Source organism: Pseudoalteromonas sp. P1-16-1b, from assembly GCF_001401785.1.
Classification (GTDB): Bacteria; Pseudomonadota; Gammaproteobacteria; order Enterobacterales; family Alteromonadaceae; genus Pseudoalteromonas; species Pseudoalteromonas undina.
Map to the genome: position 1 here is coordinate 31,860 of NZ_LKGQ01000012.1, position 12,176 is coordinate 44,035.

The 12,176-nt window shown below is 39.6% G+C and carries 12 protein-coding genes; 7 read left to right on the forward strand and 5 right to left on the reverse strand.

The window, feature by feature from the left end; genetic code table 11:
* Positions 1 to 31: 31 nt before the first annotated feature.
* Positions 32 to 928 carry a spermidine synthase gene (locus AN392_RS10180; RefSeq protein ID WP_055012646.1) on the reverse strand — a complete coding sequence of 299 codons (897 nt, stop codon included), beginning with the start codon at positions 926 to 928 and terminating at the stop codon, positions 32 to 34.
* Positions 915 to 1,541 carry a fused MFS/spermidine synthase gene (locus AN392_RS10185; RefSeq protein WP_055012647.1) on the reverse strand — a complete coding sequence of 209 codons (627 nt, stop codon included), beginning with the start codon at positions 1,539 to 1,541 and terminating at the stop codon, positions 915 to 917. The genes AN392_RS10180 and AN392_RS10185 overlap by 14 nt, the downstream gene beginning before the upstream one ends.
* A 161-nt stretch (positions 1,542 to 1,702) precedes the next feature.
* On the opposite strand from AN392_RS10185, the gene AN392_RS10190 reads away from it, so the two are divergent.
* Positions 1,703 to 3,778, forward strand: coding sequence for a TonB-dependent siderophore receptor (locus AN392_RS10190; RefSeq protein ID WP_055012648.1), 2,076 nt, complete (start codon positions 1,703 to 1,705; stop codon positions 3,776 to 3,778).
* 205 nt (positions 3,779 to 3,983) lie between these two features.
* Here AN392_RS10190 and AN392_RS10195 read toward each other — a convergent pair whose 3' ends face one another.
* Positions 3,984 to 6,065 carry a TonB-dependent hemoglobin/transferrin/lactoferrin family receptor gene (locus AN392_RS10195; protein WP_055012649.1) on the reverse strand — a complete coding sequence of 694 codons (2,082 nt, stop codon included), beginning with the start codon at positions 6,063 to 6,065 and terminating at the stop codon, positions 3,984 to 3,986.
* A gap of 137 nt (positions 6,066 to 6,202) precedes the next feature.
* Here AN392_RS10195 and AN392_RS10200 point away from each other — a divergent pair, with 137 nt between their 5' ends.
* Genes AN392_RS10200 through azu form a run of 5 tightly spaced genes read left to right on the forward strand, consistent with a single transcriptional unit; the run spans position 6,203 to position 10,032 of the window.
* The gene (locus AN392_RS10200; RefSeq protein WP_010388749.1) at positions 6,203 to 7,012 is read left to right on the forward strand and encodes a hemin ABC transporter substrate-binding protein; all 810 of its coding nucleotides are present in this window, start codon (positions 6,203 to 6,205) and stop codon (positions 7,010 to 7,012) included.
* Positions 7,009 to 8,061, forward strand: coding sequence for an iron ABC transporter permease (locus AN392_RS10205; protein WP_055012650.1), 1,053 nt, complete (start codon positions 7,009 to 7,011; stop codon positions 8,059 to 8,061). Before AN392_RS10200 ends, AN392_RS10205 begins: the two co-directional genes overlap by 4 nt.
* Entirely contained in the window at positions 8,058 to 8,846 is a 789-nt protein-coding gene (locus AN392_RS10210; protein ID WP_051894367.1) for a heme ABC transporter ATP-binding protein, read from the forward strand. The genes AN392_RS10205 and AN392_RS10210 overlap by 4 nt, the downstream gene beginning before the upstream one ends.
* A complete protein-coding gene (locus tag AN392_RS10215; protein WP_055012651.1) occupies positions 8,843 to 9,586 on the forward strand; it encodes a HugZ family protein in 744 nt (247 codons plus the stop codon). Before AN392_RS10210 ends, AN392_RS10215 begins: the two co-directional genes overlap by 4 nt.
* Positions 9,583 to 10,032: an azurin gene (gene azu / locus AN392_RS10220; protein ID WP_055012652.1), complete on the forward strand. Its 450-nt coding sequence runs from the start codon at positions 9,583 to 9,585 to the stop codon at positions 10,030 to 10,032. The genes AN392_RS10215 and azu overlap by 4 nt, the downstream gene beginning before the upstream one ends.
* Before the next feature lie 39 nt (positions 10,033 to 10,071).
* Here the strand turns inward: azu and AN392_RS10225 are convergent, their stop codons facing one another.
* Positions 10,072 to 11,004 carry a ChaN family lipoprotein gene (locus tag AN392_RS10225; protein WP_055012705.1) on the reverse strand — a complete coding sequence of 311 codons (933 nt, stop codon included), beginning with the start codon at positions 11,002 to 11,004 and terminating at the stop codon, positions 10,072 to 10,074.
* Positions 11,005 to 11,157: 153 nt separating this feature from the next.
* Here AN392_RS10225 and AN392_RS10230 point away from each other — a divergent pair, with 153 nt between their 5' ends.
* Entirely contained in the window at positions 11,158 to 11,577 is a 420-nt protein-coding gene (locus AN392_RS10230; protein ID WP_055012653.1) for a hypothetical protein, read from the forward strand.
* 38 nt (positions 11,578 to 11,615) lie between these two features.
* Here AN392_RS10230 and AN392_RS10235 read toward each other — a convergent pair whose 3' ends face one another.
* Positions 11,616 to 12,059 (reverse strand): GNAT family N-acetyltransferase, encoded by a 444-nt coding sequence (locus AN392_RS10235; protein WP_055012654.1) that lies wholly within the window; start codon positions 12,057 to 12,059, stop codon positions 11,616 to 11,618.
* Positions 12,060 to 12,176 lie beyond the last annotated feature (117 nt).

Below are 12,176 nucleotides of genomic sequence, written 5' to 3' on the forward strand. Positions count from 1 at the left end.
CCGGATATAAGTGACCATGTGATATCAGCCGCTAAAAGTTAAGTAAATTAGCTGGAGAGTATTGATCAGTCAGCACCTTAGTATCACTTGGCCAGCCCTTTCCATCTTTAGTGAAAAACATACGTTTACTAATTGCCTTTATATCCACATCATAAGGGGCAAGTAATGGAGCTAGTTGCTTAACCCGCTGTGCTATTTGTTGCTCTGTAGGGGTTTTGTTATAACCGGCTAAAATAATACGGTTACTATTATTATTGGCTGTTACATTAATAAAATCGCCAAATACCGCATGATAAGTTGCCGATTCATGTTCATAAAGTTTACTTGATGAAAACGTGTTAGCAGCAACAATTCCGCCTTCGGCTAATACGCTTTTTATTTCTTCAAAAAACTCTTTTGTGAGTAGGTGCTCAGGAATGTAATCGCCATTAAACGCATCTAAAATAATCCAATCAAATTGCTGACTTTTAAGCGCCGCACGTTTAATAAAAATACGCCCATCTTGTACTTTAGTAGTTACGTTATCGGTTTCTATAAAGTTAAAATAATCGCGCGCCACTTTAATTACCGAAGGATCTATTTCAACATTTTCAATGTGTGCCTTTGGGTATAGCTCATGAATCATATTAGAAAGCGTACCGCCACCTAAACCAATAATGAGCACATTTTTAGGGTTATCAATCAGTAATAAACTAGAAAAAGCCAGCTTAGTATAATTAAATACCAGTTTTTTAGGGTCGCTAATGTACATGCAACTTTGGCTGCTTTGTCGGGTTTTTTCATCAAACTTTAAACAGCGTAAATCGCCAGTCTCTTCAACGAGTAAATTTCGATATAAAGAGCGCTCTTTATGCACAACATTACTCATACTATGAGCTGAAAATAGCAGCGCCATTATACTAATAAACAATAATTTAAGCTTGTGCATAAACGGCCTCTCGCACTTTAAGTTTATCAAAGCTAATAGCAATTAGCCCAAGCGTGCCTAACACACCAGCAAAACCTAAAATAATGGTGTTAACATCAAACGCCAGTACCATATAAAAAGAGGTAATAATGGTGCCCAGCGCACTGCCTAAGGTACTTACAAAATAAAGGCCGCCAGCCACTTGGCCGCTGCGCTCACTATTGGTAACCAGCAAACGTACAGAGTAGGGCGAGATCATGCCTAAAATAATGGTGGGTATAAAAAATAACGCGGTTGAGGCGAGTAACGAGCCGTAGCGGCTGTCTTCAATATGCGAAAAAATAAATGCCATAATTGGCTCAGCAAACAAAGCAATGGGCACCACCATAAAACTGGCAACTAAAAAGATTAACCCATATTTGGTCAACGAAGGATGACGAATAGACAGCTTCCCTCCCAGTAAATACCCGAATGATAAGCTAAGCATAAATACCGTAATAATACTGCCCCAGATATGTACGCTACTGCCAAAGTAAGGCGCTAAAATGCGCCCACCTAACAGCTCTATTCCCATAATACTAAAGCCACTGCTAAAGGCTAAAAAGTAAATTAATGCATTTGTTTTTGTTAACATTATATTATTCTTATTGTGTTATTTTCATCCATCTTAACGTGATAGCTGTATAGCCGCTAGTATAAAAATTAGACGCACACATAGAGCGCAAAAAAACATTTTGTTATAAAGTAACACATGTTATAGTTTTAGTTATAATATAACGTTACCAAAAGCATTTTATGAAGTACTCATTAATTTACTTAGCCTGCTTAAGTGCAAGCGCACAAAGCATTGCCCAAAGCCAACCAATAGAGAAAATTGCGGTTACATATAAACAAGCTTACCGAGGCGATATTCCTCAAAAGCAAATGCCACAATCAATCGAAACCCTCGATAACGCGGTGCTTGATCAAAAAGGAATAACTCAATTACAAGATGCGCTGGATTTTTCTGCCAGTATTTCACGTAAAAATAACAGTGGCGCATTGTGGGATAGCTTTTCGATTCGTGGATTATCGGGTAACGAAAACATGCCATCGGGTTACTTAATTAATGGTTTTAGCGGTGGACGCGGATTCAGCGGCCCTCGTGATGTATCAAACATTGAGTACATTGAAGTATTAAAAGGTCCAGGTTCTGCACTATACGGGCGCTCAGAGCCCGGCGGTACAGTAAATATCGTGACCAAAAAACCTCAATTTGAGCAACAGGGTGAGCTAAAGCTTAGCTTAGGTAGTGATAACTTTAATCGCGTTGAAGGTGACTATACAAACGGCATTAACGATAACACAGCATTTAGAATAAATGGCGCATGGCAAGATAGCGACAGCTACCGCGATGAGGTGTACACCCATAAAAAGGTGGTTACGCCATCTATTTATCATCAAATAAACGCTTCAACCAGTATCACTTATGAATTTGAATACGTTGATTTAGCCCAGCTATTTGACCGTGGTGTTGTTGTACTTAATGATAATTTTAATACTGTTCCTAGCTCACGCTATTTAGGCAATCCAAACGATGGTGACACGCAAGTATATTCTCGTGGTCACCAAGTAACTTTAAATCACGATATAAACAATGAATGGTCACTCGTTGTAGGCGCAAACTACCGCAGCTCTACACTAACTGGGTTTTCGTCTGATGCTGAACTTGCACCCTCGCGCCAATCATTATTCGATGATGGCCAAACACTTACCCGCCAACAGCGCTACCGCGATTATGACGTTGATGATACTAGCCTTAAATTTGAGCTAAGTGGGCATTTTGATACCGCAGGCATTACCCATCACTTATTAATAGGAGCCGACGCATACAAATACGACTTACGCACTGGACTTTATCGTTATCGCGGCGGTAATAGCACTTACACAGTTGATATTTATCAGCCGAATTATAACGTTGCTCGTCCTGAAGTAGGTTTGCTCTACGAAAACAACGAACAACAAGATGCTTATGGTATATACGTTCAAGATCAAATGGATCTGACTGATAAAATTAAGCTATTAGTTGGCCTTAGATTCGATAGCGTAGATCAAGACATTTTAGAAACCAAAAGTGGTGTGCTTTCAAGCAGTTCACAAAGTCAGGTAAGTCCACGAGTAGGCTTAGTATATGAACTAAACAACGCTGTAACCTTATACAGCAGCTACTCCGAAGGCTTTTTACCATTAAGTGGTACAGATGCAAATGGCGACCCATTTGGCTTTGAATACAGTGACTCATTTGAAGTAGGCGCTAAATTTAGCTACCAAGGCATAACGGGAACCCTAGCATTATTTGATGCCACTAAAAGTAATATGTTAGTAGCCGACCCTGTAAACGTTGGTTTTTCAGCGCCTATTGGTAGAGCAAATAGTAAAGGTGTTGAACTCGATTTAAGTACTTATATTACTGATGATACAAAGTTTAATTTATCTTACGCTTATATAGATGCCAGTACGGCAAACGACATAATAAATGCTGATTGGGGCGTGCCAATCAAAAAAGGCAGCCCATTAGTCAATGTGCCTAAAAATAACTTAAATCTAACGCTTAGCCATCAAACGGCCGTTCTTGGCAAAGAGCTAGAACTAGGTGCCAGTTATCAGTACACCAGTGAGCGATTAGGCGATGCCGCCGATTTAACATTTAACTTACCGAGCTATCAACTAGTTGGTATTTTTGGGCAGGTAAACTTGACCGAGCGCACCAAGTTAAATATCAGTGTTAACAATATTTTTGATGAAGAATATGCTCAAAGTAGCTACAACGCATTATGGGTTTACCCCGGTGCGCCTACTCAATTTAAGATGTCATTGGCATATCAATTCTAACAATTTCATAGTCCCGATTAGCTATTTTAACCCGACTTTTGTTATTTAGCTTTTCATCCAAAGCGTCTTAATGTAGTGGTTAAGGCGCTTTTTTTATTGTTTTGTATAATACATAGCAGCTGTTAACCCCCTTTACAGTTATTCTTCAATTGATATGAAGGCAATTAAAAAAGCCGTATAATTTATATACGGCTTTTGTTTTTAATTAAAACTGATAGCTTATCCGAGCCGAAACATTACGTCCTGGTTGGCTATATTGGCTAAAATCAGTGCCTTGTGATTGACCGGCAATAAGTTCAAACGGTACGTACTCTTTATCGAGTAGGTTAAGTAAACCTACATTCATTTGCCATGCTTTCCACTGATAATTTGCATATAAATCAACAACACCATAACCGTTACCTTGTGTTGTTTTATTACCATTAGTATCAAGTACTACATCAGACTGTGCCTTAGCTAAACGCCAAGCAGCGGTCCAATTAACATTGCCAAACTCAGTGCTTACTAATATAGAACCATTTAACGGGCTAATACTAGTAAGTGGCTGATCAGAGTCTTTGTTTTCACCATCTACGTAAGCAACATTGGCTTCTAATAAAATATCGTCGGTGACATACATAGCAATACCAGCTTCTACACCGCTGATCTGGGTTTCGCTAATATTTTGGTATTGGTAAAATGTTTTATTTACATTAGGAATATAAGTTGGCTCAACACCCGCAATGGTTGTTTCGATAAAGTCATCATAGGCAGCATAAAAAGTACTTAGATTTACACTAATATCGCTACTTGCGTATCTTAATCCGATCTCGAATGAGTCACTGCTTTCAGGGTCTAAATCTGCGTTTGGTAATATTTGATAAAATGGCTCAACACCATGGCTTTGATAGGCTTGGTCGTGTGGCGGTATTTTAAAGCCTCGAACATATTGCCCATACCAAGATAAATTATCGTCTACCTGATAAATCACACCCAGCTTTGGTGAGAACGCAGACTCGGTAATATCATCAAGCTCGGTGTCAGCGTATAACGCATCTTTTTTGGCTTCAAGTGCATAATAATCGTAACGAATACCCGCAACTAACGACCAATCAGTCTCGTTAAATTTAATACTGTCTTGCATATATACACCAACTAAAGAAGTATCGGCGCCAGGAAATGCTTTTTGTTTTTCATTCGTAAAATCAACAGTACCATCATTTAATACACGGGTTTTTAAGCGTGGTCGAGTAGTATCATATAAATCAATATCTACTCCATAGACAAATTCATGCTCGGTATTTTCTCCTTTAACTTCCTTACTAAATACCGCTTTTAAGCCTAAAATATCTTGCTCAAACCCGTAGTCATTATAATCGATGTAATTTCTAGCTGCGCTTATTTGGTCACTTTGTTGCTCGTATCGACTATAAGATAGTTGCCCATACCATTTATCAAATATAGCTGTTGCCATATCTGAATCATAATCGAGTGCAAATGAGATATTTGTGTCTTCGTCTTCGGTTTCTTGAATGGATGGAGTGATTACTTGCTCTGTTGTTTGATTAAAGTAATCTAAGGTATATTTAAGGGTCCGCTTTTCATCAAGTTTTTGCTCAACTTTAAGCAGTAAAGCATCAGAGCGGGCATCGTAACCTGGTAAATCTTCAACGTAGTTTTGTACTTCTTCACTATCGCGATGGCTATAAACAGCGCTAATAGCAAAGTCACCTAAATCTTTTGCTGCTGTAATATCAGCAGCAACCTGATTGCTTTGGCCTTGATAACCTAACGCTACTTTTACTAAGCTTTGTTGATCCACTAAATAATCACTCGGGTCTTTAGTTGTTATTACTACAATTCCCCCTAGTGCATCAGAACCGTATAGCGATGATGCCGCCCCTTTTGCAACTTCAACTTGTTTAACACCCGCAACATCAAAGTAGTTTCGACCCACTAAATAACCGCCGCCGCCAGCGTAGCCATCGTTTGTGCGTCTTCCATCTTTAATAAAAACAACTCTGTTGCCACCAACACCCCGTACAGTTAATGTTTGCGCGCCTGCGCCACTGCCAGTACTTGAGATACTTGGATCGTATTTAAACATAGTTTGTAAATCTACAGCGAGCTGACGCTCAATATCTTGTTCGGTAATAACCGTTACTGAGCCAGTCACATCTTCAAGCTTTTGTTCAAAACGAGAGCCACTAACCACAATATGATCGTCAATAACATTTTCGGCCAATGCGCTACCAGAGCTAATTAACAAAGAGGCTAATGCTGTAAATTTAAAAGAAAAGGGATTCATCTCCACTCCAAATGATAATAGTTATTATTTACTTTTGAATGGTACAACTAACCCAAAATAAGATCAATTGATTATGATAATCATTTTCATTTAGATTAAAGTGGTTATAATACTAAAAAATAAAATCGGAGTTTGTTATGAAGTACCTAATTTTTTTTCTGGCTTTAGCCACTCAATCAGCACTCGCGAAAGAGCGTGTGATCAGTGCTGGCGGCACATTAACTGAAATAATCTACGCACTAGAAAAACAAAATAGTTTAGTCGCGGTTGACCAATCAAGTATGTATCCGCAACAAGCAACACAGTTGCCACAGGTAGGTTACTATCGAGACCTAGCCGCTGAGGGAGTGCTTTCAATGCGCCCAACTACGTTACTTGCACTTGAAGGTGCAGGAAGAGAGCAGGCGCTCAAGCAAATAGAAGCGACCGGAGTGAAGGTTATTCACTATAAAAAACCGACTTCTGTAAATGAACTGCTTGCGCTAATTAAGCACCTTGGTAGTGATTTAGATGCAAACCTAAAAGCTCAAAACCTAATTACTAAAATAAAAAAATCGTTACCTACTAAAGCAAAAACACAGACTCATAACGCTTTGTTTTTACTTTCAGCTAATGAGCGTGGGCTCGTCGCAGCAGGACAAGAAACGGTGCCCAACTTGCTGTTTAATTATGCGGGCATTACCAATATAGCTGCTACGCATACAGGCTTTAAAGCAATTAACAGTGAAGTACTGGCTGTAAGTCAGCCCGATTTTTTAGTGGCGCCAGCGCATGTTGTGCAAAGCCTTGGTGGGAAACAAGCCTTTTGTAAACAGCCTACACTTCGTTTATTAAAAGCAGCGCAAGAGTGTCAATTACTGGTCATGGACAGCTTACTTTCACTGGGCATGTCGCCGCGTATTGCAACCGCGATTCAAGCATTGCATGAGTATAAAACACGCTTATGAGCACGTTAACTTTGAATCGTTTTAACGCCATAACACTGAGTAATCCGCATAAGTGGATGCTATTAAGTTATGGCTGCATTTTTGCTTTAGCATTACTTAGCATAGGCTATGGAGCCGCAGGATGGGATTGGCGTTTAACTATTGCATGGCTAGCCCCTGAGCATTTTAGTCAATTTGATGCGCTACAAATCAATGTGGTTACACAAATACGCCTGCCTCGTTTTGTTCTTGCAGTGATGGTGGGTTTAGTACTTGCGCAAACAGGGGCTGCAACTCAAGCGCTGTGCCGTAACCCGCTTGCCGATCCCTCTATTATTGGTATAAGCGCAGGCGCTGCAATGGTCGCGGTTGCTTTTATCGCCCTTAGTGCACAATTTAATTTTAACGCCCAACACTACTTACCTTATGCCTCATTTTTGGGCGCACTATCAGTAACGTCGCTGGTATATTTAGTCTCAAAACAACAAAAACAAATTAATATAAATACGCTTATATTAGTCGGTGTCGCTATTAATGCATTGGCATTTGCTGTTATTGGGTTATTAAGTTTTTATGCTGATGACAGCGCACTGCGGTTAATTAACTATTGGACCATGGGCTCATTAGGCGGTGCGAGTTGGGATAATATAAAACAAGCGAGTCTTTTGCTTTTACTGAGCCTTATCGGGCTATGGCGATTAAAAGAGCCAATGAATCTACTTCTTATTGGTGAATCACAAGCTCAATACTTAGGTGTCGATACCAGCAAGCTTAAATTATACGTCATTATATTAGTTGCATTGGGCGTAGGTGCGGTAGTTGCGCTAACAGGTTTAATTGGCTTTGTTGGTTTAGTTGTTCCTCACATCGCACGCCTCATGGTTGGGCCACATTTACGAAATATGCTGCCACTTTGTATGCTTTTAGGTGTGATTGTGTTGCTACTTTCAGATTGGTTGGCACGCTTAGTTGTTATGCCTGCGGAGCTGCCAATTGGCATTATAACGGCGTTACTTGGCGCTCCACTATTTATATATTTGATCATTAAAAATAAGCGAGATTGGTCATGATCACGTTTAACAACCTCAATATAGGCTTTAACACCCATCGTGTTTTAGAGGGTATTAGCGGCAATATCCAAGCAGGACAACTTGTCGCACTGATAGGCGAAAATGGCGCAGGTAAATCGACCTTACTGCATACTTTGGCAGGCATGCATCCCTTTGAGGGAGATATACTATTTAATACCAAACCTTTGCATTCATTTTCTAAAGAGCAATTAGCTAGCAAGCGCGCTGTAATGATGCAAAGTAACCATGTTGGCTTTGATTTTAGTGTATTTGAACTCATTGCTATGGGCCGCTATCCCTATACAGAGTCTCTTAAAACACAAGCCAATAAAGTTCAAAAATATGCCTCACTTATGGATTTAACCCATTACCTAACACGTCGAATGAGTGCGCTTTCGGGCGGCGAACAACAGCGTGTTCATATGGCGCGCACATTAGCCCAGTTAGATGCTTTTACTGCGCAAACTGAGCCTAAATTAATGTTGCTCGATGAGCCAACATCAGCGCTAGATATGCGTCATCAACATGCTTTACTTAGCTGTGTTAGAACCTTTGTAGAGCAAGGAAACAGCGCCATTATTGCTATACACGATCTTAATTTAGCAAGCCTTTATGCAACCAACGCTATTTTATTACACAACCAAAAAGTGCTGCAAAGCGGGTCTATAAATACGGTTTTAACAGCACAAAACTTACAACAAATGTACGCCATGAAATTGCACGTTAACCCTCATCCTTATAACGATGCGCCCATGGTTTTTTCTCAACGTCAGGAGTTTTCATGAGAGAGCAAGCATTAAACGACGCACGTACGCTCGTTTTTAAAACCCATGCCGGCGTAATGTCGACCATTTCAAATAATTTACGCGGCTATCCGTTTGGCTCTGTTACACCTTATATGTGTGACGAACAAGGTCGCATCTACTTTTTTATTAGTGACATAGCTCAGCACACCAAAAATTTAAAACAGGACTCACGCATGAGTCTGACTATTTTTGATGCCGCCGATTATGGCGATCAAAACGAACATGGGCGAGTAACACTCGTAGGTGATGGCTCTATTGTGGCAAAAGATCAAAGCGAAGTGCTACTTGATAAATATATAGCTTTGTACCCTGAGGCTGCAAGCTATCGCAATGCGCATGATTTTCAGCTTTGGCAATTAGATGTAGTACGGGTGCGTTATATTGGCGGTTTTGGAAAAATATTTTGGCTTGAGCAAAACGAGTGGCAAGCTCAGCCTAAAAAGTGGGATGAAAGCCAGCAGCAAAGCATGATCACTCATATGAATGAAGATCATCAAGATGCTATGTCGCTGATATTAATGCAGCACTATAACGTAGCCGATAACACCCCAATAATGAGCGGCCTACTACCCACAGGCTTTTATATACAAAGCCACAAGCGTAATTACTTTATTAATTTTGCGAACGAGTGCGATAGCCCATTAGCCGTGCGAAAAGCACTTGTAGCCCTAACAAATCAAGCACGAAACAGCTCAAACCAACTAGCGGAGACAGTATGAAAAAATTAATAGCCTTACTCAGCACTACACTGCTACTGAGTGCCAATACTGCATATGCAGACGAATGCACACTAAATATAGATGCAAACGATATGATGCAGTTTTCAACTAAAACACTAAGCGCCCCTAAAAGCTGTAAACAAGTGACTGTAAAGCTTAGTCACACCGGTAAATTACCTGCCAATGTAATGGGTCATAACTGGGTGCTATCTACTGAACAAAACATGCAAGGTATTATCACAGATGGCAACGCAGCAGGGCTTAGCAACCACTACATAAAGCCTAATGATAGTCGCGTGATTGGTGCTACAGACATTATTGGCGGCGGCAAAACAACCGACGTTACTTTTAAAACCAGCGGCTTAACCGCCGGAACCGATTACACTTACTTTTGTTCTTTTCCTGGCCATTACGCCATGATGAAAGGCACATTTACGCTTAAGTAAATATTAAAAAGTGTATTACACAAACACAGTGCCAACCTATTATTGGCACTGTGTTTTCTCGCCTCGCTTGACTAAAGCTTTGAATGCCGCTTGTTGATGTGCTTTTTGCACATAACGAGCAGGCAAAGCGTTAACTTCTAATTGATAACCACTTTGCTCAGATTGTACTTTTGATACTGGCGAAACCCATACAACATTAAGCTCTGGGGCAATTCGCTTAATTACTCGCGCTATGCCTTCACCATTTCTCACATGAAAATCACCGGCTAAATGTATAACCTGCTTGCCCTTATTTTGACTAATATAGTTAACGATAGACTCAGCCATGGTTTCGTCCCAAGTAACTTGCGCGGCGTAAAGTTTTTCGTTTTTACTCGCCGTTCCATGATGCATGGATTGCATAAAGCGTTCTTTATAAAGGCTTGGAGAAGTATCTATCTCTTTTGCAATAAAACTACGCTGTTGTGGGTCGAGTTTATTAATATAATTAATACCTTGGCGACCAATACAGGTAACAATATGCTTAGGCGCATTTGCAGCTATTACATCGCTATTTTGTATCTTCGCCAATTCCACTAACGCACGATAATCGCTCTTATAATTAGGCCAAGCCTTAGTATTATCAATTAGGTATTGTTCACCTATTTTACTCTCAAGATAAAGGTTTAGTGTTTGCTGATCAGCGCGACTAAATTGCTCAAGCGATAAGGCAATAGGCTTATTTTGTGTGCTTAATTGCTGAAACAGCTCAGCCTGAAATAAGTGCACGCCCGGATGCGTATGCCATTCACCGACTAAAACAACATCGGCATTCAAAAGCGTGGATTCTGACAATATTGAATTAACTCGCTGGCCATTTGCATTATAAAGCCCGTAATTATACAAGGATGAACTTTGAGATACTGATACTGTGTTTATACTGCAGCCTGATAATCCACTGAGTAAAACAAGTGCTAAAAATGGATTTTTCATATCGGTTTTTATAAAAATAAGAATCAAAACAATGAAGTTAGTATACACAACAAACTGCTTTAAACCCACAAATGCAAATAAAAACAATTATCATTTGATGTTTTAGAGTTTCTGTTTTACAGTCTTAAAAAATATACAGATATGGAACGTCCCATGGCCTTACCTTTTTTATGTGCTCGACACAAACAACATGTTTTATGTCAACCAGAGCAAGCAATTATAGATATTCAAAACGCGCAGTTAAGTGGCGAAGCGCTGTTTAAACGATACCAATTTGCACAAGCATTGCCGTACTTGGGGTGTGCACTTGAAAGTGCGTCCTTGTTAGCTCAAATGTATAACTGTGCGAATAAACAGCAAATCATACAAATTACCTCACTTACAGAGCGCCTTTATTTCACACTTCACTTTTTAGACGAACAAAGTGCTGCGCACAATGCACTCATACAATCTATTAATCTGCTAAACGAGATATTGTATAGCGATGATGAATATCATGACTTAGCGCTTTCATGCATTACACAGCTAAAAAAATTAGCACTGCAACATCCTCCACACCTTACTAAGCACTAATTTTTATGGCAATAAGCAACGCGCTAAACAAAATTGGGTTAACTTTTTATATTAATAATGGCTAACATATCTTCTTCGTCTTCATCTAGGCCAACTTCTTCAAACCCAAAACTAGAATAAAAATCCTTAGCAACAGGGTTTTGCGGGTTATAACAAATCTCGATTTGTTCAAGCTTAGAAGTCGTTTTAATCTCTGCAATTGCCATAGTCAGTGCTTGGCGGCCAATACCTTTATTTTGATGGTGTTCATCTACCATAAAACGCCAAATAGAAACTTTTGCAGGGATTTCTTGCACCCACATAAAAAAGCCTACAGGCTCATTATTTTGGTAAATAGCTTTACAGGTATACCCAACATTATAATGAGACTCAACTAACGACCACATATTACACGCTACGTATTCTTGTTGCGCTTTTGTAACGTCTAAATCGCATACCTCTTCGTAATTAGCAGAGGTGACATCTTCCAATGAAATGTTCATTATTGTCCTTAATTTAAAACATGGAGTTATAAGTAGTTTTGTTATATCACGTTATCAGCACTAACATATCTAGGCAATGTATTCTTTTTAGGCACAAAACCACAGTAATAAATACTG